Genomic DNA, 19,971 nt, shown 5'->3' on the forward strand with positions numbered 1-19,971 from the left:
AAAAGCCTATCTTAGATTTTCGAGAAAAAAGAAAAAATTGTGTGCCGTTTGTAAGGCTTGCGCCGCTGTGGCATAAGCTTCCAGCCTGTGTAACCTAAGCCGCGGGCGTTTGCTCCGGTTCCTACTCAAACGTTACGCCGCTGCGACCAGCGTAGCCCTTGCCTTGAACGTTTGGTTATTACATCAAAGCTGTGGCTGGCGCCACAGCACTCCACAGGAACCGAGGCTAACGCCTGCGGCTTAGTTGGCTCTGATACAATATCCCGCTTCCCAACCCGTCGGTGTTTGTTCGCTGAGAGCCACGTCATGTCCCGCCTGACTTTCTTGAATTGTGTGTTTGCAGGTGTACTCACTTGCTGGTCGACTTTGCTCGCCGCTGAGCCTGAGCCGCCCAAGGGGTTCAAGGCTATCTTCAATGGGCAGGATTTGAACGGCTGGTATGGTTGGGATCCGCACCAGTCGGCCAAGCTAGCGGGCGATGAATTAGCAGCCAACCTGAAACAGCAGCGTGACGAGTTTCCTAAACACTGGAAAGTCGAAGATGGCGAACTGGTCAACAGTGGCACGGGTCCTTATGCCACCACGGACGAAGAGTTTGGCGACATGGAGTTGCTGCTGGAATACAAGACCGTGGCGGGCGCGGATAGCGGCATCTATTTGCGTGGTTGTCCACAAGTGCAAATTTGGGATACCAATCAACCGCACAATGACAATAATCCGACGCGCAAACCCTATCTCGGATCGGGTGGACTGTTCAACAATACGCCTGGCAAGCTTGGCCGCGATCCAGCCCTGCTGGCGGATAAGAAGTTTGGTACTTGGAACACGCTAAAGATTCGCATCATTGGCGATCGCGTATGGGTAACCTTCAACTCGCGCGCGGTTGTGGATGGCGTGGTCATGGAAAACTATTGGGATCGCAACCAACCGCTACCGGCTCGCGGTCCCATTCAATTGCAAACGCATGGCGGTGAGATTCGCTGGCGCAAAATTTTCGTTCGCGAGATCAAACCCGCTGAGGCCAATCGATTCCTGGATCGATTCACACCTACACCTGAACCGACGTACTACGATGTATCTTATGGCCCGCATCCCAAGCAGCTGATTCATTTCTGGCAAGCCGAATCGGCCACTCCCACGCCGACGCTGCTGTTTATTCATGGTGGTGGTTGGCAAGGTGGTGGGCGTTTGTCAGGCTTGACCAAGATGCTACCCAATCTGTTGTCTCACGGCATCTCGGTGGCCTCAATCGAATATCGCTTTATCGTCGATGCCGCTGCAGAGCAGGTCTCGCCGCCAGTGAAAGCTCCGTTGCACGATGCCGCTCGAGCCTTGCAGTTCATTCGTCATCAGGCGGCCGCCTGGAATATCGACAAGTCGCGTATCGCAGCCAGCGGCGGTTCCGCTGGTGCTTGCTCCAGTCTGTGGCTGGCCTTTCATCCGGATATGGCCCAGCCTGACAGCCAAGATCCGGTGCAGCGTGAATCGACCAGGCTGCTGTGTGCAGCGGTTACAAGCGCGCAGACGACTCTCGATCCCCAGCAAATGCGCGAGTGGACGCCCAACAGTCGCTATGGTGGTCATGCCTTTGGTTTCACCGGCATTCCCGCGCAGAAGCTCTCGCAGTTCGACCAGTTCCTAGCTCAGCGCGACTCGATTGTGCCGTGGATCGAAGAGTATTCGCCGTATGCTCTGGTATCTACCGATGATCCCCCGATCTATATGTTCTATGCTGCGTCGCCCGCGCTGGGGCAGCCGCAGGATGATCCCACACACACCTCGAACTTCGGTGTCAAATTGCAGGAGCGCTGTCGCCAAGAGGGTGTGATATGCGAATTGGTGTACCCCAACGCGCCCGATGTGCAACATAAGACTGTAGAAGAATACTTGATCAATAAACTAAAATAATCACACCATGGATGACTACTTAAGCGAGAATCTTTGCCACGATCCGATTCATGGATACATCCGTTTCGTGGCTCCGCATGGTTCAGCGGCGCGCGAGATTTGCGAACGCCACATTGTCGATCATCCGTGGGTCCAGCGGATGCGACAAATTCGGCAACTGCAAACTGCCTGGTGGGTGTTTCCGACGGCAGAGCATACGCGGTTTCAACATATCTTGGGTGTGATGCACCTGGCCAGTCGCGCTTTGGAACGTTTGTACCCTTCGCTGTGCCAGGCAGATCCTCACACGCCGCCTCTGCCCTATGTTGACCTACTATTGCGAATGGCGGGCCTCTTGCATGATGTGGGCCATGGACCATTTGGGCATTTCTTCGATGCGCACTTTCTGCGGCATTATCAGCTGACGCATGAAAAGTTAGGCGCGATCATTATCCAGCAGCAACTGGGTGATTGGTTGTGTCAACTTCGCCGATCGCCAGCCGGCTCGCTCCAGGCAGGCGTGACCCTGGATCCCAAAGCCATCGCTTGGTTGATCCAACGCCCGACGTCACCTGTGGCTGATCCCGCCGACGACATCGAGCAACCGCGGTGGATGCATCTGCTGCGCAGTTTGTTCTGTGGTATTTACACGATTGACAACATGGACTTTGTGCTCCGCGATGCCTTCATGACCGGACTCAATCCGCGCGCCTTCGACCTGCAGCGCATTTTGCACTACAGCTATTTTGCGCCTGAGGGTCTGACGATTCACGAGCGAGGCATGCCGGCGCTAGTTCATTTTCTATCGATGAAAGCGGAACTGTTTCGCAATGTTTACTTTCATCGCACCGTGCGAGCCATCGATCTGGAACTGGCCGATTTGTTTCGCGATAGTCGACATCATTTGTTCCCGGGCGATCCGCGTGAACGCTTGCACGAGTATCTCGAGCTGACCGAGTTCTCTTTGTTGACCGACGTCAATCGCTGGCGGCGCAGCCAGCTACCGGAGCTCAGCCAGCTGGGCGAGCGCTGGCATGAATGGCTGCAGCGACGAATACCTTGGATCATGATCTGCCAGCGCTCGCTCAGTTTTTCGGAAGAGCAGTCGGAGACCAGTAGTATTTTCAGCAGCCCCAAAGTCCTGCAAGAAGTGATTCGCGAACGTTTGCCAGCGGATCTCCGCGACTTGCCCTTCCGCGTCGATTTGGCTCGGCACATGCATCGGCCGCACACGACCGGGGCGACGGCCGGATTGAATTTTTACTTCGATGCCAGTAGCGGTCGCATCCGGCGGCTGACCATGCACGATCTCTATCGTCGGCTGCCGGTCAGCCACACGCTGGCCCGAGTTTACGCTCATAATCGTACGCACGAGCGACTGCTGACAGAGATCATCGACGGCCTGATCGGACACCATTGCCAGGACGATGAAACCAACATGTAGGACCACTTGATTTTCTAGTAGGCCGTAGCATAATCAGCAATATGAACCGCAGCTTTACGTTTACTTACTACTTTACCTTCACCCAGTTTTCTGCTGGGGTCGGTGGTGGTATGTAGACGTCTGGCCAAGGCAAAACACCATCACAGCCCCGGTGATCCCTGATGATCCTCGGGGCTGTTTTCGTTAATATTCCCACACCAGCCATTTTGAAAACTCTACGAGTGAACCAAGGAGCGCCCTCATGATCGTCGTTATGGAACCCAATGCTACGGAAGGTCAGATCGAGCATGTCGCCCAACGGGTGCAGCAATTGGGCTTGCGATCCCACATTATCCGCGGCACCGAACGCACGGTCATTGCGGCCATCGGCGACAAGCGCGGGGGCGAACGCGAATCGCTGGCGTCCAGCCCGGGTGTGGCTGACATCGTTCCTATTCTTGCCCCATATAAAGTGGCTAGCCGCGAAGTCAAACCGGAATCGACTCAGATTCAAGTCTTGGGTTTCAAAGCTGGAGCTGGGGCCGTGGGTGTTATGGCTGGTCCTTGTTCGGTGGAAAGTGAGCAGCAGATTGTCACTTCGGCCCACGCAGTTCGCCAATCAGGTGCCACCGCCTTGCGCGGCGGCGCATTCAAACCTCGCACCAGTCCCTACAGCTTCCAAGGGATGAAAGAAGAAGGCCTGAAGTTACTGGCCTTGGCTCGCGAAGAAACGGGGCTGGCGATCGTCACCGAAGTGATGAGTACCGAAGAGGTCAACCTGGTCGCCAAGTATGCTGATATTCTGCAGATCGGCGCTCGAAACATGCAGAACTATCGTTTGTTAGAAGCCGTAGGCGCCAGCGGTAAAGCTGTCTTGCTCAAACGCGGTGCCAGCGCCACGGTCGAAGAGTGGCTATTGGCCGCCGAGTATATTCTCAACGAAGGCAATCCCAACGTCATGCTGTGCGAGCGCGGCATTCGCACCTTCGAAAGTCACACACGTTTCACCTTGCCGCTGGCCAGCGTGCCTTACTTGCATCGCAAGACGCACTTGCCAGTGATCGTCGACCCCAGCCACGGCACGGGCCATGCGTATCTAGTGCCCGACATGTCGGTCGCTGCCGTAGCCGCTGGAGCCGATGGTTTGATTATCGAAGTGCATCCCAGTCCCGAGACCGCCATGAGCGACGGTTATCAATCGCTCGACTTCCAGCAATTCGAAGATACCATGCAACGCTGTACCAAAGTCGCAAGCGCTATCGGCAAGACCTTGTCATAGGGTCCCGGGAGGGCGAAGGTCCTCCTGAGCCCACTCCGTCATGCAGCGCGGACATAGTCCCGGGGGAAAGGTGGTCTTGTACTGTAGCCGAAGTCGCCAGACTTTGGACGCCTGGCCATTGGTTTTAAACGCAGAGTTCGCAGAGGCCGCAGAGACGACCATTCAAATGAATCATCCGATTTTTGTATACTCTGCGATCCTCCGCGTCTCGGCGTTTCTAAATTGGAACCCTCTAACCAAATTCTCTACCGACCGCATGCCCGGGAGGGTGAAGGTCCTCCTGAGCCCAACACCACTCTGAAGAACGGACAACGTCCCGGGGATGCGAACCGCCGGCATCAAACGAACCAACGCTGATGCTTCCAACACCACTTGCCCCCGGGACTATGTCCGTTGTTCGCGGCGGTGTTCGGCTCAGCAGGAGCATTCGCCCTCCCCTGGATTACCGTCAACGTGCCGGCACGGTTGGGTAGTTCGAGAAATTGACCGCCGGTTGGATGGCAGAGAGCGCCAGGCCTTCGAGAATGATGTCGCACGCGCCGCGCAGTTCTGTCAGGATGTGCAGAGGTTGGTCGTCGGTGATGAACCGGTAGAGTTCAATGGGCACGCGCTGGCCACTTGGGCCGCGAACAAGCTGTCCCAAGGCTGGCCCACCTTTATTGTCATAGACCAACAAACCTGCACCGGGTTCCGCCGGTCCGCGGCGGATAAACGCTTGCCCGGTGATTCGCACCAGTTCACCACGATTCAATTGCACGGGAGCGCTGCGAACGCGAATGGTCGCGCCTTCGTATCCGCCGGGCAACGTGTGAGTGGCTTTGGGCATCGCCGCCAAACGCAAGCCCAGCTTGCCAATCGGTTGCGCATCGTCTGCGGAGAGCAGCGTATGAGGCACGAGCTCAACTTGCATATCGGCTCGTTCGTTCAGTCGCCGCTGATGTGTCCAGCCAGCTTGCGTGATTCCTTCGAGACTGGCGAAGTCATTGGCCGGTAGCGGCACGGAGCGCCACGTACTCTTGGCGCAAGCGTCAGCCAACATCCAGTGATAGGGCAAACTGGCGGTGGATAAGACCATTGGGCTGGACTGGGGAGTGGCCAGGTTGCTGGTCGCCGTCTGGTACGATTCGTGAACAATCATCTGGGCCGCATCATAGGCTTGCATGGCAGCGGAGTTGGCCATGGCTGGTCGTCTGCGACGAAGCTCTTCGTAACCTTGTTCGATGCGACGTTGCCCGGCCTCAATAGTGCTGTAGTAGCGCGTAGAGAGTTCATCGCCGGGACTGGACCAACGCGCACGGGTGATACGCGCAGCCAGTTGCAGTTGGTGGCCAGCGATATCCAACATATCCTCGGCTGCTTCGGTGCCAACTAATCGCGAAACAAAACGTTGCACAAGCGGATTGTCGGTCAAGATACAAAACTCAACCGGCTCAGGATCCGGGATTTCCCAACTCATGCCGTCGGGCCCCGGCGTCACGAGCAAGGATTGCAACGAGCCGCCCGTGATGCGCAGCACATTATGGATACCAGTGGGCAGCGGCATACTGGCACGCAGGGCTTCACCACGCGTAGGGGGCAGACTCTGATCGGTGGGGTCGGTATGCGCTACGAACATGATCAAGTGACTGCGCGAGGTAATCCAAGTAGCGGCAAAATAATCTTCGCTTCGATTTAGCTGCGGTGCAGGTCCCGTCTGTCCACCCACTACCCAGGGGCTCAGCAAAGCGAGATCGCGATTGACTGTACGCATAGCTGCCACGCGCACGCGATGTTCCGCGCTGGTTACATCCAAGGGGGAATTGGAACGAAACACAAAGCCTTTGGCACCAGCGGCTACTGCCTTGGCAACCTGCAAGCGAATGCGCATGGCGTCGGTGGTATCCAGCTCTTCGGCCTCAGGTTCGACAATCTGTTGTGCATGTCGAACCTGTTCGCGCCAGCTAGGCAGGGCATCCGTCGAAATGGATACCCAGCCGGCAGAGAGACGCTGTGAGTTTTGGAGATTGGCCAACATCCAATCTTGTTTTTCGCGCTCCGAGCCAGCTGATACCAGAGGAGGCGCCGGCACGACCAGTTCATCGACAACTCGACTGAAGGCCCAGTAATCTTCCATGGCCTCCGCAATGGTGGGCCGCTGCAATTCAGCCGGGAACTGTGAAACTCTTAAGACTTCAGCCTTCAATCGGTCGAGACCACGGCCATCTACGGCCGCCCCGACCAACCAGCCCTTTACGCCTTCCCATAATCTTTCATTGACCGCCAACGTTTGCGTGGGTGGAGGAGCAATCACGGTCAGGCGCGCAGACTGAGCCTCAGTCAACATCGCATCACTCGGCACGCGATTGAGCAGCAGCCCGTGAAAACCGAGCGACTTCAGCCACGGCAAGGACTCCCCTTGATATTGCCACCACACAGGCACGCGAGCGGCCGTGGTTTGCGCCCAGCGAAGTTCCTCGGTACCCGCACCGTCGCGCCAGCGCCACCGCTCTCGCCAGTCTGTCGGCACTGGAGTACCTAGCGATGAAATCGGAATCATCCCTGGCATCGACAGTTCATCAATCTTGACTCGATAACGACCCGGGCCTGTGTAGCCATTAATGACTATCGCATCGATGTAAGCTCCATTGAGATTGACTTTCGATCCGTAGCGTTGGCGCAGCATCGGTAATTCTTGAACCAACAGTTGTGCACTGTTGTTGATTACCAATCGCTGCCATTGTCCTGGATCATCGTAAGTACTTCCCCACAGTACGGTTTGTACTCGACCTCCAGTTGCCGGATTGATCGCTTGAGGAAAGATCACACTGACACCGAGGCGGATACGCGAACTGGAACATTGAACCCACAACGTTGTTCCCAGTTCATCAATCAGCGCGCACGGTTCGATTGGCATCGCCAGGTATGCATAGGTACCAGCGGTACAGTACAACTCAAATGTTTCACAAGTCGATCCGCTCTGTGGCAAGGCTGGCGTGATCTCTTGACCCGAGACCTCCGCCGAGCAATCGCTTTCTACTAATTGCCAGCGCGGACGACCACCTTCGAATGAATCATTTAGTTGTGCGCGGGCAGTAGATGGGGCGCTAGCGACTAGCGCAAGCCACATGGCGATCCAGCTGTACACAAGCCTGGCACCGAAAGGACAGAACTTGAGCGCTGGTCGCCGTGTGGGAATCTGAGCCTCTGCACCATCTACTCTTGCGAGCGGAGATGCAACGGTAGAAGCGATTTTTAAGTGGCTTAACTCGTCCATGAGTTTCTTGAATGATTTTTTGCAACTTGTTGCGAAAAGACCTCATCGAGGGCTTTTTGGCGGCAAATAGCTTAAGTCTCATATTTATCAGCACTTACGGCAAAACGCCAGTCCGAAACGTGGTGTTTTTATGCCACATGGGAAAACTTTGCCGCTGGGGCAGATTTTCCTAAGTGCTTGCCATGTGGTCACTTAGGGCCTATCATCATGGTCGCACGTGAGATTGGCACTTGGGCTGCATTCTCAACTGAGCATTGATGCGACGCACGCATGGCTCTCACTCATAAGGACGAAACGCTATGAACTCCGTTACCGCCGGTTCGATTGAGACTCAAAAAGACGAAATCCCCGCAGATTTGCTGGAGTTGACTCAAGCGATTGAAGCCTTGCCAATCGAACAACGAGTTCGCTTGCTGCCATCGCTGCGACGCGTGACTGAAAGCAGCGTACGCCGCCGCCGCATTTTGACCTTGGTTCAAGAAGCACTGGGTCAACTGCGTTTGGATATGAAATACCTGGTCTTCGATCTCGAAGCCACTCGCCGTGAACGTGATGAGTATCAACAAAAGCTCAACGACCTCAACGGCAACGACTAGTTAATGGCTTGCATCTCAGGGTAGGGGTTCCATCAACTTGCTAACAATCAGACGCCACTGATTAAGTTGATGCGTTCCGCCTTTTGCCCTTCTCTCCGAAACCATCAAGCGACCTGCGCGTTCTTACGCACTGGTCGCTTTGGTTTTTTTGGGCGCGTCACCTCTCCAAGGCTTCGCCTTGGGGAAGTCGAATCGAACCGCGCGAGATTCGGGAGGGGTCTTGGTAGTGCAGGTGGTTAATACCGCAAGAGTCTTGCCTGGCGCAGTGCCCCCTCCCGCAGACGAAGGCTGAACGCCTCGTCTGCGACCTAGTATATAGCGGCCAACTAAGATGTTTATGTTCGACGTCGTTGCAACGGTGTCGGACTCAGCTACCCAGACAGTTTAACGACCCCGAACGAATGTACACATTTGTAGCTCGTGGGGGAGCGAAGTCGGGCGGCTGATTGTTTTCTATCCGAACGGTCGCTGAGTGCTCTTCGCCAAGTGCGAGGAAGCCTGAATTTACTAGGTAGGAGTTTACAATGACAACATATGATCGCGTGATCGGCATTGATGTAGCTTCCAAGAAGCTAGACATTTCCGATTCCCAGGGCAAGCTGCCTTCAACGATTAGCAACACGGTCTCGTCCATTGGCAAGTTGATTGAGCGCATCCAAGAGCCTGAAAAGACACTTGTGGTTTGCGAGAGCAGCGGTGGTTATGAGAATATCATGGTTGACCTGCTACACGAGGTGAAGGTCAACGTGTCAGTGGTCAACCCGCGCAAGACTCACTACTACGCCAAGGCACACGGGTATCTAGAAAAGACGGATACCATTGATGCCAAAGTAATTCGGCATTTTGGTGAGCAGGTCAAAGTCCATTTGACCAAGCCGCTTACCGAGCGAGAGAAGAAGCTTCGGTCGCTTACGCGTCGTCGAGTACAGGTCATGACGATGATCAACCAAGAGAAGAATCGCTTGCGTTTTGAGGATGAGACGGTCAAGCGATTCGTTGAAGAGAGCTTGAAAATGCTGAAAAACCAGCTAAAAGCTCTGAACGAGCAGCTCAAGGAGCATGCCAAGGAGATGAGCAAAGAAACACCTAACGTAAGGATCATCTCCAGCGCGCCAGGCGTGGGTCTCATCACGACAGTCACTCTGTGTGCTGAACTTCCTGAACTTGGAAAAATCTCTCGTACGGAAATTTCCAAGCTTGTTGGTGTGGCTCCGATGGCCAACCAGACCGGTCAGAGCGATGGCAAGAGACGCATTCGCGGAGGTCGATCAACGGTGCGTCGTACACTATACATGGCGGCCTTAGTGGCAACCAAAAAGAATCCAGTGGTCGAGAAATTCTATTCGAGGTTATTAAGCCGAGGAAAACCGAAGAAGCTGGCGTTGATCGCGAGCATGCGAAAGCTGCTCCTGATCCTTCACGAGATGGTACGTACGCAAACGATGTGGGACCCCGAGAAGAAGGCACGTGACCAAGCTGTCGCCAGCCTGGCCACGGGCGCTACGTGCTCGGCGGGTCATTGACTCACCGGCGACTAAGTTATCCCTTACAAAGTTGCGTCCCCGCAGAGCTTTGCTATGTTTCACTTAGCACAGTTCATAGTAATGCTGCGCCTGTAGGAAATCAAACATTGAGTTACCGGCGCCATGCCTTGAAAAATCCCGGGGGTTTGGGGGCTGGCCCCCAAGATGCCCAAGCGAAGGGAAGAAATTTAAGATTCTTCCTTGACTACCAACTAGACGGTCGCTCCCCCGCTTCGCGGGAGAGGTGACAGTCACCTCTCCAAGGCTTCGCCTTGGGGAGGTCGAATCGAGGCTTTGCGAGATTTGGGAGGGGTCTTGGTAGTTCAGGTGGTTAATACCGCAGGAGTCTTGCCTGGCGCAGTGCCCCCTCCCGCAGACGAAGGCTGAACGCCTCGTCTGCGACCTCCCCCGCTGCGCGGGAGAGGTGACAGTCACCTCTCCAAGGCTTCGCCTTGGGGAGGTCGAATCGAGCCGCGCGAGATTCGGGAGGGGTCTTGGTAGTGCAGGTGGTTAATACCGCAGGAGTCTTGCCTGGCGCAGTGCCCCCTCCCGCAGACGAAGGCTGAACGCCTCGTCTGCGACCTCCTCCGCTGCGCGGGAGAGGTGACAGTCACCTCTCCAAGGCTTTGCCTTGGGGAGGTCGAATCGAGCCGTGCGAGATTCGGGAGGGGTCTTGGCAGTGCAGGTGGTTAATACCGCAGGAGTCTTGCCTGGCGCAGTGCCCCCTCCCGCAGACGAAGGCTGAACGCCTCGTCTGCGACCTCCCCCGCTGCGCGCAACGCTGTGAAGCATTTTATGCGGCGTTTTTGAGTTCGAGTTCCGTTAATTTCTTCCGTTCCCGAGAAGTCAATTTGAGAATGGTTGGTTCACCCAGCGATTTCTTTTCAGCGTCTTTGGGTCTATGGCGCGCGCGTTTGTCGGTGGTGTTGTTATATCGTTGTACTACTGCGTTGATCAGATCCAGCGTTAGCTGGTTTGGTTGGCTACTCTCATTCAAGTTACGCATGTATTTGCGCAATACTCGTAGCGTGTTTGCCAGACTGCGGTCATTGGGGGTATAGTCTCGATTCTTCTCCTTCTTGTCTTTTTTCTTTTTCTTTTCTTTCGTCGCTGCTGATATTTGGGCTCGCATTGCAAACAGTTCCGCCAATGCCATCGCGTTCAAAGACCACTCGACTTCAACCAATGATCGTTCGGGATTGCGGCAACGAAGTTTTTGTTTGTCGACCGTTTGCTTTAGCCCACGAAACTCGACCTCGATCAACCACCGTTGCTTGTAGAAGTTTGCAATCTGTTCGATGGTTAGTTCGTCCTCATTCAACACACTGGTCAGCATCCACATTTTCGTTTTTCCAACCGTTACGCGAACCAAGCGAAGTCGCAGTGGCGGAACACCTTTATCCATTTGGTCTTTAGGCCAGCACAGAACCGTTCCATCATCCTGCGTTCTAAAATCCGTGTTTTGACTGAGTAATTTTACATTGCCCCCGACTCGTACTAGGAAGTCATGCCCCGCTTCCACAATCGACTTCCACAATTGAAAACCAACGAAACCTGCATCGCCAGTGAATAGGGTGCCTGTCGGAAATTCCTCTTGCTCAATTATGTCGCGAACGTGGTGACGCTCACTGGAGTTAGAAGGCCCGAACCGCCAGGTCCATGGCAATCGCATAGTCATGTGCCACACCATTGTCATCCAAATTTGCGGTTCTGGCGGTGCAGGCTTTTCGGCTCTCTTGCGTGGCTTGTTCATCGACGTGGAGTTCTTGTTCTGCCTCTGCGCTTTGTTGTCGTTGTAACGGGCTTTTTTTCCCTTACCGTAGTTAGGCGCACAGAATGCCTCTTCATTTGAAACCGAACGTGGTACCGTCGCTCTAGAACCGTCAAAGCCCATTAGTACCCAGCCATCGGTGCGGTAAAAACGATCTCCCCACAGTTTCGCCAGCAAATGAAGGCGAGCGCGAATGCCAATTCGGAGAACTTCCTGGTTGTTGGTCAATACGTTCATCATCCCAGTGTAAGACCGGGCAATTTTCGTGAGTCCCAAGCCATGACAAGTCTCAATCGACTGGGCAAATGAATCGGTCACATTCTTACACTCTTGCCATGTCCAAATCAAAGCTTGTGCGGCTAACTGTTCTCCCTGCCAAGTGGCATTGCCATGGAACTGGCCTTTGGCAAATAATGCTCCTGAGGGAAGGATGAGCTCCACGAGCTCCTTGAACAATGCACGATTCTTGACCAGCTCGAGTTTGGCCCTACGTTTGATAACTCGTGATCTATTCTTTGCTCGTTGCTTGCGACTCACGGCCAGATTCCTTTCTGACTGATAGGTTTCAGTTAGTGCTTGGGGGAATCTGGCCTTTTTTCATCCTTTGGCAATTTATGGAAGCCCAGTTTTTGCAAGTTAAAATGCTTCACAGCGTTGCGCTGCGCGGGAGAGGTGACAGTCACCTCTCCAAGGCGTCGCCTTGGGGAGGTCGAATCGAGGCTTTGCGAGATTTGGGAGGGGTCTTGGTAGTTCAGGTGGTTAATACCGCAAGAGTCTTGCCTGGCGCAGTGCCCCCTCCCGCAGACGAAGGCTAAACGCCTCGTCTGCGACCTCCCCCGCTGCGCGGGAGAGGTGACAGTCACGGCTTCGCGCTAGTAAACGCAACATCAACCCAAACAAGATGATGATCGGATGCGTCGAGCAATTTCTTGATGATCGGAGAATCTTCCTCCGGCCAGAAAACACCAGCTGCAAGAACTTGCAATTGCGAAGATGGCAATACATAGTCGACGCGCAGGTTGCCGACCGCGTTATCAGAGAAATCAGAGGTATCAAATTTGGCGGGCGCACGATGCTTGGTGTTGGCTTTGCCTTGGCGCGCACCAGCAGAGACGCCGCCGGTGCTTTCGGGCGTTTGCGCAGCATTGATGCGTGGACTCTGAAGTAAACGATCGATCGCTTGATGACGACTGTCGCCATCGATCGGATCCGAGTTTAAATCGCCCGCGATGACAAAGGCACGATCGCTGGCCAAGCCACCATGCTTACCTTGATCATCGATCAAATACTTGTCGGGATCTTGATCAATGTAATCAGCCAACAGTCGTACTTCATCATGATTGCGGCAACCGTTGTGATCGGCTGGGCCATCGAAGGCCGGGGGTGTGGGATGACTGGCCAAGAGGCTGATCGTTCCCTGCGGCGTAACAATGGGTACGTCCCAGTGACTCTTGGACGATAGACGCAACTGATTCCAGACGTCATCAGAGTAGTAGTTTTTTTGAGTGTTCGGGTCACGCGGAACAAGAGCACCAGGCAGGCTGGACCACTTCAGCAATTGAAATGTCCGAACCTGATCCTGTTGAATCGGAAAGCGACTGAGCACGCCCATGCCGTATTGTCCTGGAAATACTCCATAACCCCAAGCATCTTCTGGTTCCTGGGTCTTGCCGTTGCCGTTAATGTCCAGACCACTATCAACGCCGGTATTCACTGGCGCGGTATAGCGGTACTTGAGTTCCCACGGTCCTTGCCCGAGCAGGTCGGGTTCAGCATCGGCCAGGTAACGCTCGGCAAAGCGTGAGGCATTGTCAACTTCGCTCTGCCAATCGAGTTCATTCAGCAAGATAATGTCGGGCTGCACTGCGCGTATCACGGTGGCAATCGCGCGGGCCTGCTGATCATTGCCATCCAGATCTTTGCGCAGTTGACCAGCCGTCTTGCGATTGAGTGAAACATTGAAGGTGGCCACGCGAATGGCCTGGGCTGACTTCGGTGGTACCAACGGCGACTGCGCTTCCGTCGCCTCAGGCATCAGCGCCACCATCATCCAGCAGTAAAAACAGAGCGGGCGAGTCATAGCGATCATTTCTGAGTTCTTAAAGTTTGCAGATAAGCGAGCAAGTCAGTCATGGCGGCTGCGTCCAATTTCTTCTCGAGACCTTCCGGCATCATGGATGTCCCCAGGTCCTTCAAAGATTCAATTTGAGTTAACTCGATTTCATAACGCTTGCCATCGGGCGCTGCCAGCGTCAAATGATGCGACGAACGATCTTCAATGACCCCAGCCAGCGATCTGCCATCGTGTGTAAGGACGATGTACTGATGGTACTTGGGTTCAATACTTCGGTTTGGATCGAGGATGGCGACCACCCATTGTTCTTGGGTCCAGTTCGAGATGTTTTCCAGCGGAGCTCCCACGATGGGACGATCCGCTGCAGCTCGATGGCAGATCGCGCAGTGTTGCGCGAAGTGCTGTTCACCACGCGCTGCATCCCCCTGCCCAACCAGTTTGGCCAGCATATCTTTGGTTACTTGCGCGCGGTCCGAGGTCGGTGGCGCCCCTAGAACCTTTTGACTCCGGGCATTGATACGACGATCAGCATGCGTGCGCAGGCGCTCCATAATCGAAGTGTCTAAATCCGTGACCTTCAGCTTTCCTTGCTCCAGGGCGGACACAAGCTGTTCCGTCCACGGACGTCGTTCCAGTAACAGATTCTGTACGCCGCTGCGTTGATCGGGTAGTAGACCCGCCCAAACGCCGATTAATGCCAGTGCCGTTTCATCCGCTTTCAATCTTCGTATTGTCTCAAGTGCCGTTTGCTGAACCTCGGGTGGTTGCTGTGCAGCCAAGAGTTTCACGAGCTCGTTTAACTTGTCCGAGTTGGAGGTCGACCGGATCAAGATTAGCGGCAAGAGCTGTTGTCGCATTTCGGAAGCGGCTTGTTCATCGAAGACGATGTTCGTAGCCCGCTCCACCGCGCTATCGATGCGAGCCCGCAATTGATCATCACCTTCGGTATCCAAACTATTGGCCGCCGCCAGAGCGCATAGCAAATTCACTTGTACAGGATTGAGCGAATTATCTTTGCCCGCGAAAGCGCTCTTGAGAATGGTTAAACGCTGTGCCTGATTGGCTCGCGACCAAAGCGAGGCGAGCGTGGATTCGAGCGCTTCTTGCGCCTCCGCATTGGCCTGGCCAGGTTGAATGGACTCTAGAGCTTTCACCAAGCCAGTCAGGGTGGCTGCGACCGATGAGTCACTCACGAGCGACAAACCTTTTGCCAGCCACACGTCCTGGCCCGCATGCGCGGCGATTGTTTCGAAGATGGCCGCGGCCTGCGTTGAGTCGGATTGGCTGAGCGACAAGGCCAGTTGCAACAACACGCCCACGTCTTGTTCCTGCTGTACGACAGTTGCCAGGGTCGGCGATGAATCGTTGACCAGGCTCGCAGCGTAGCGCCGAACTCGAGGGTCTTCGTCGGCGAGCGCGGTGGCCATCGAGTCCGCAGTTGCCAAACCCAACCCCGATAATGTTCCAAGTGCTTGTGCGCGGGCAGCCTGCAGTGGACTGCTGGCCAATATTTCTTGCAACTTCATCTCACTCAACTTTAACTCCTCGTTCGAGGCAGGTTTGGCTGGTGTGGCATTGGTTTGGTTGGCCGAGCGGCGCCACAGCAGTTGCTGTTCAGCCAAGTCGCGCAGGGCTCCATTGTCGCTAGCCAGGGCATCAAGCAATGCCTTGTCGCTCATTTGAGCCGTCTGCGGTAACGGCTGAGGCTGATAGTCCTTGAGCCTAACGCGATAGATGCGGCCGAGTCCTGTTCCTGAGCGCAAATTTAGTCGTTCTTGCCAGGCAGTCGGAATCCATTCGGGATGTTCGATGACATGCCGCACCATGTCGACAACCCACAACGTGCCATCGGGAGCGTTGACAACGCGCACTGGACGCGCAAACGGATCACTAGACGCAAAGAAGTCAAATTGCTGATCGTTCGGAAAGCGTACCGCCCTGAAGGAAGAGCCATCCGGCTGAACCTGGAATCGAGCTACCAGGTTATGCACTGGTTCGCATACCAAGGCCGCCCCGCGCATGTCGGGACCTAAACCTGGAACGCGGCAGATGATGCTACTGCACGCGCTCGTAAAGCGATTGGAAGTGTAAATATCATTAAAGCGATCCAACGTACGACTAGCGGGCAAGACGGGTGGCGCGATCGGAGGATCGGTCAAGTGTTGATAAGCTGGACCACTGAAACCTGCACGACTGCGATACTGGTCTTCGATCACATAGTGGAACATAGGCTGATTGTTGACGTTGCCAAACCAGTTGCCAAACTCGTCGCGAGCGCGAACGAACTGTGTATGGCCCGCCGTCAATTTGAACTGGCCCGTATCGGGATTCCAACGTACATCACGACGCGAGGCATTGGTGCGTTGATCATTGCGCGTACTGTGGATCTCTTGGGTATCGTCACCGGAGGTAAAGTTCAGCCAACCATCCAGCCCAAGTTCGAAACCACTTGAGCGATGCTGTGGATTGGCCTGAGCGATCCCTTGCAGCAAGTCTTCGCGGACTTCGGCTTTGCCATCTCCATCTCGATCAGCGGCAAAGAAGATAGCCGGTGAGGTAATAATAATCGCGCCATCGCGCCAGGGAGTGACCGAGCTCGGATAGTTGAGGCCGTCGATGAAGACTTGCGATTGATCCAGTTGGCCATCGCCGTTGGTATCGCGTAGCCAACGCACACGACCACCACCAGGCGCACCCAGCGGATAATCGCTCATCTCCGCGACCCATACTCGACCATCATGACCAAAAGCAATATTGACCGGATCGTTCACCAGCGGTTCGGCCGCCATCAGGTCAACCACATAGCCCTCCGGTACATGGATCGACTTCCACGATTCGTCGGCCGAGCGAGCTCTGTCTTCAGCGCTAGCTTGACTGAGAATCTCTTGGGTCCGACGAGCGATCAGATCTTCGGTGCCGGATTGCCAGCGTCCCGGCTGGCCATAATACAACATCGATCCATCGACTTCGTAACCGCCTTCGGCCCGCATACGCTCACTAGCTACATAGGCAAAGACATCATCGGTATATGCAGCCACCCAGACGTTTTGAGCCTTTAAATCTTTCTCGAGACGAAATTGGTAATCGACAACGACCTCGCCGCCCAAGAAGACCCACACCAATTCATCGCCAAATGACCAGGTGTGAATTGGCGCAGGGTAAGTTTCAGGCAAACGCCCCATTTGTTTGAGCGTCGTCAACATACTCTCCGCCCAGCGTCGGCGATACACATCCTTGTCAGCCAAGGCCGCCTCTAAATCCCCGCGCGATGGAATCTCCGGTGCCAACCCGGCATAACCGAAACGTCCAACCGGAAAGGTGGCCAGTTTGGTGCGTTTACCAGCCAGTGCAGCTTCGATGCTGGTGGCCATTTCGCGACCATGGCGTTGCGCAAGTTCATAACCTGTGCGCGGCTCGGGGTTAGCATCCGCTCCGCAGCCAATTACGGGCACAAACACCGCGCCAGCATATTTACCTTCCAGCTCTTGAGCAGCCAGGCCCGCCCAATCGCCGCTGACTTGATTGAAGTCCGGGCCCAGCGTGGTGCAGTGGCACGCATACATCGTGGCAGCTCCCAGCAGTTTTCCTTGCTGATCCACCACCCGCATCACGCGCACGCGTCGATCGACTGGGCCGTCGGGTTGTTGACCAAAACCAGTCCAAAGTCCATCCTTCAGCACGCGGCGATTAGTGGCGAATCCAGCCTCGGCACCGGCTATCTCGCAGGTCGCCTTTTGTCGACCAGCCATCGCCTGGTCGATCGCGCTGAGAATACTCGACTCAACAATTTGGGCATAACGCTCGATAGCCGCTTGATCCTCGGGGCTGAGCGGCGTTCGAAAGATATTGGGTAGACAGCCGGCCGCGTGGGGTGCTGCATGCGAGTGAGTCGAACAGATGACAAAGTCGCTCCGCGACAACCCGTGCTTGATCTGTAATTGCTCTTCCAAGCGACGAGTCATACTGCCCGTCACTGCAATCGAGTCGACCGAGACGAGGGCTAGCGTTCGTTTGTCTTGCGAGAGAACCAAGGCGCGCACAAACAGTCTGTCGGCCACGCCTGTGAATAACTGATCGCGATTCCCGTAACCGCTCAGCCGCAACGGCTCGGTAGGCGTGATGTCGACTTTGGCAAAGCCCGCCAGCCAGGCAGAGTCGGCTGCGTCTTGCCCCACCGCCTGCGAGCCCAGCCGACAACAGACAAGTGCACCGAGCAACAAGAGGCAACAGGAGAAGCGGGTGTAGTGCATTTGGAATCAGAATTCATGAATTGAGTTTCGGGAATCGAAGTTCACCATTCAGGACTTCGGGGCAAACGATCTGACCATTGAAGTCAGAATCGCATCAAACACTGTGGCTTGGGCGTCCATATCGCGATCTTCGCCTTGGATCTGGATGAGATAGACTTTGTCATCCAACTCGAGGGTAAAGAGTTTCGAGGCGACTACGAAGTCCAGATAGTAGAACCTCTGGAGTGTGCCCATGCAAAGTTGCCCAGCAATTTCAACGTCGTAGGCTTCGCTTTCAATGTCCTCGTATTCGGCGGTCATGGCTTCGGCCGCTTCATCGACTGCGCCGTCGGGGTCGACATCATTGCCCAGTAGATTGATAGCTAAAAATGAACCGCCAGGACTTTCTAGCATAATGCCCTCGCGATTATCCCCACTTGGTTCGTCGGAGATAGTCCAGGAATCTGGGTAAAGTAGTGTTAAGCCAAGGCCTGTGTATGTTTTGGGCATTCTGGAATCCACGCTTTTTGAGATTTCACCTTCCGCAGCGCTCTAGCGTTAGCTGGGAACTTTCCGATAGTATCCGCGCATTGTACCCCAAGGCTCGTCCGCACAAGTACTTGAGACTGTTCCTGGCACGTGTCGAACCAGTCGAAACCTTCACGCATAATTCATCGTTGGCTAGTGTGTGTCCTGTTGGTCGCGCTGGCAGGGGGTTGTCGCGTACTCCAAGCGCGCAAGACCAAGGAACTGCCGCAAGCTCGCAAGTATTCCTTGCTGGGCGCCGACGCGCTGCAGCAGCGCAAATACGATGATGCGGAGAGCTTGTTTGTCGAAGCGTTGCGACATAGCCCTAATGATGAGCGCGCTCAGTGGGGATACGCCGAAGTCTTATGGAACCGCGGTGAAGAGAGTGAAGCCACGCGTCACATGGCACATGCGGTAGAGCTGAGCGGTTCCAATCCCGAACTGCAGGTTCGCTTGGGCCAAATGTATCTTGAGCAACGAGACTTTCCGCATGCACTAGAGATGGCGGAAAACGCCTTGCGTACTCATCGCAATGATCCGGCGGCCTGGGCGCTGAAAGGTGACGTCCTTCGCTGCTCGTCCAGGATGGAAGAGGCGATCAGTTGTTACCATCGCGCGCTGTTGTATCGCCCCGACTGGCCAGAGGTTCAAGTTACCGTCGCTGAACTGTATCGGCTGACCGCGCGACCGCAGCGAGCTCTAGCGACGCTCGATCGCATGAACGACCAACGCAGTGAATCGCAAATTCCGCCCCGCGCCTTTTTGTTGCGAGCTCAATCTCTGGCAGATTTGGAAGAACCTCAAGCGGCCCTGATGTGCCTGCGAAACGCAGCGCCCAAGCTGGCTCCCGACCAAAGCGAGCTGATGGTCGAGTTTGCCCAGTTGCAGTATCAACTGGGGGACGTGGTCGAAGCTCGACTGTGTCTCAATCGCGCTTTGCAGCACAATCCAAACCAAGCGCTCGCCCTGCGCCTGCAAAACGAGCTCGATCAGCAGCTAAAGAATTCGAATGGTTCGAAAGTTCCGGCTATGTGGACTGTTCATCCGGTGCCGCACAAAGAGTGATCTCGACTAAATTTGCCCAGATTGAGTTTGTAAGGTAGGGTTTGGGTGCGGTCGAATCAATTCTTGTTCTTTTACTTCGATAGGGTAGCGACGATGTCCGCAGCTCTGGAGCCACAAGCACCAACCGACTTTGTTGACCGACGCCAGAGCTCCGTTCCTAACAAAGCTGGCGTCGAACGTCGTCAGTTTGGCAACACTCACTACGGTCTATCGCCCGCCGCCCGCGAATTGGCTGAAACCATCGACAATTACAAACTCCAGAATCGCCGACGCTATATCACTTACGAAGAGATGCTGAAAGTGATTACGGAACTGGGGTACGTCAAGCAGTAGGGTCAACCGC

At 55.0% G+C, this 19,971-nt stretch carries 12 protein-coding genes; 7 read left to right on the forward strand and 5 right to left on the reverse strand.

The window, feature by feature from the left end:
* Positions 1-306: 306 nt before the first annotated feature.
* The 3 genes from SH573x_RS19540 (at position 307) to aroF (ending at position 4,589) form a co-directional block, all read left to right on the forward strand.
* Positions 307-1,908, forward strand: coding sequence for a 3-keto-alpha-glucoside-1,2-lyase-like domain-containing protein (locus SH573x_RS19540; protein WP_479349401.1), 1,602 nt, complete (start codon positions 307-309; stop codon positions 1,906-1,908).
* Between the two features lie 7 nt (positions 1,909-1,915).
* On the forward strand, positions 1,916-3,331 hold the full coding sequence (locus tag SH573x_RS19545; protein WP_479349402.1) for an HD domain-containing protein: 1,416 nt from the start codon (positions 1,916-1,918) through the stop codon (positions 3,329-3,331).
* 241 nt (positions 3,332-3,572) lie between these two features.
* Positions 3,573-4,589: a 3-deoxy-7-phosphoheptulonate synthase gene (gene aroF / locus SH573x_RS19550; RefSeq protein ID WP_479349403.1), complete on the forward strand. Its 1,017-nt coding sequence runs from the start codon at positions 3,573-3,575 to the stop codon at positions 4,587-4,589.
* Between the two features lie 448 nt (positions 4,590-5,037).
* Here aroF and SH573x_RS19555 read toward each other — a convergent pair whose 3' ends face one another.
* The gene (locus tag SH573x_RS19555) at positions 5,038-7,695 is read right to left on the reverse strand and encodes a hypothetical protein (protein WP_479349404.1); all 2,658 of its coding nucleotides are present in this window, start codon (positions 7,693-7,695) and stop codon (positions 5,038-5,040) included.
* A 446-nt stretch (positions 7,696-8,141) separates the two neighbouring features.
* On the opposite strand from SH573x_RS19555, the gene SH573x_RS19560 reads away from it, so the two are divergent.
* Both SH573x_RS19560 and SH573x_RS19565 read left to right on the forward strand, forming a co-directional pair.
* Positions 8,142-8,438 carry a transcriptional regulator gene (locus tag SH573x_RS19560; RefSeq protein ID WP_479349405.1) on the forward strand — a complete coding sequence of 99 codons (297 nt, stop codon included), beginning with the start codon at positions 8,142-8,144 and terminating at the stop codon, positions 8,436-8,438.
* A gap of 524 nt (positions 8,439-8,962) precedes the next feature.
* A complete protein-coding gene (locus SH573x_RS19565; protein WP_479349407.1) occupies positions 8,963-9,961 on the forward strand; it encodes an IS110 family RNA-guided transposase in 999 nt (332 codons plus the stop codon).
* Positions 9,962-10,754: 793 nt separating this feature from the next.
* Here the strand turns inward: SH573x_RS19565 and SH573x_RS19570 are convergent.
* From SH573x_RS19570 to SH573x_RS19585, 4 genes are all read right to left on the reverse strand, one after another.
* The gene (locus SH573x_RS19570) at positions 10,755-12,173 is read right to left on the reverse strand and encodes a transposase (RefSeq protein ID WP_479349408.1); all 1,419 of its coding nucleotides are present in this window, start codon (positions 12,171-12,173) and stop codon (positions 10,755-10,757) included.
* Positions 12,174-12,591: 418 nt separating this feature from the next.
* Positions 12,592-13,812 (reverse strand): endonuclease/exonuclease/phosphatase family protein, encoded by a 1,221-nt coding sequence (locus SH573x_RS19575; RefSeq protein ID WP_479349410.1) that lies wholly within the window; start codon positions 13,810-13,812, stop codon positions 12,592-12,594.
* Positions 13,813-13,817: 5 nt separating this feature from the next.
* Positions 13,818-18,056, reverse strand: a complete 4,239-nt coding sequence (locus SH573x_RS19580; RefSeq protein WP_479349411.1) for a neutral/alkaline non-lysosomal ceramidase N-terminal domain-containing protein — start codon at positions 18,054-18,056, stop codon at positions 13,818-13,820.
* Between the two features lie 48 nt (positions 18,057-18,104).
* Positions 18,105-18,449, reverse strand: a complete 345-nt coding sequence (locus SH573x_RS19585; RefSeq protein WP_479349412.1) for a hypothetical protein — start codon at positions 18,447-18,449, stop codon at positions 18,105-18,107.
* A gap of 225 nt (positions 18,450-18,674) precedes the next feature.
* Here SH573x_RS19585 and SH573x_RS19590 point away from each other — a divergent pair, with 225 nt between their 5' ends.
* Positions 18,675-19,628 (forward strand): tetratricopeptide repeat protein, encoded by a 954-nt coding sequence (locus tag SH573x_RS19590; protein ID WP_479349413.1) that lies wholly within the window; start codon positions 18,675-18,677, stop codon positions 19,626-19,628.
* A 93-nt stretch (positions 19,629-19,721) separates the two neighbouring features.
* Positions 19,722-19,961 (forward strand): hypothetical protein, encoded by a 240-nt coding sequence (locus SH573x_RS19595; protein ID WP_479349414.1) that lies wholly within the window; start codon positions 19,722-19,724, stop codon positions 19,959-19,961.
* Positions 19,962-19,971 lie beyond the last annotated feature (10 nt).

The organism is Rania fehmarnensis (genome assembly GCF_056494185.1).

Bases quoted from the DNA above. Each gene is read 5' to 3' on its own strand.
- SH573x_RS19540 (WP_479349401.1), top strand. From the start codon at position 307: ATGTCCCGCCTGACTTTCTTGAATTGTGTGTTTGCAGGTGTACTCACT.
- SH573x_RS19545 (WP_479349402.1), top strand. From the start codon at position 1,916: ATGGATGACTACTTAAGCGAGAATCTTTGCCACGATCCGATTCATGGA.
- aroF (WP_479349403.1), top strand. From the start codon at position 3,573: ATGATCGTCGTTATGGAACCCAATGCTACGGAAGGTCAGATCGAGCAT.
- SH573x_RS19555 (WP_479349404.1), bottom strand. From the start codon at position 7,695: ATGTGGCTTGCGCTAGTCGCTAGCGCCCCATCTACTGCCCGCGCACAA.
- SH573x_RS19560 (WP_479349405.1), top strand. From the start codon at position 8,142: ATGAACTCCGTTACCGCCGGTTCGATTGAGACTCAAAAAGACGAAATC.
- SH573x_RS19565 (WP_479349407.1), top strand. From the start codon at position 8,963: ATGACAACATATGATCGCGTGATCGGCATTGATGTAGCTTCCAAGAAG.
- SH573x_RS19575 (WP_479349410.1), bottom strand. From the start codon at position 13,812: ATGACTCGCCCGCTCTGTTTTTACTGCTGGATGATGGTGGCGCTGATG.
- SH573x_RS19580 (WP_479349411.1), bottom strand. From the start codon at position 18,056: ATGCACTACACCCGCTTCTCCTGTTGCCTCTTGTTGCTCGGTGCACTT.
- SH573x_RS19585 (WP_479349412.1), bottom strand. From the start codon at position 18,449: ATGCTAGAAAGTCCTGGCGGTTCATTTTTAGCTATCAATCTACTGGGC.
- SH573x_RS19595 (WP_479349414.1), top strand. From the start codon at position 19,722: ATGTCCGCAGCTCTGGAGCCACAAGCACCAACCGACTTTGTTGACCGA.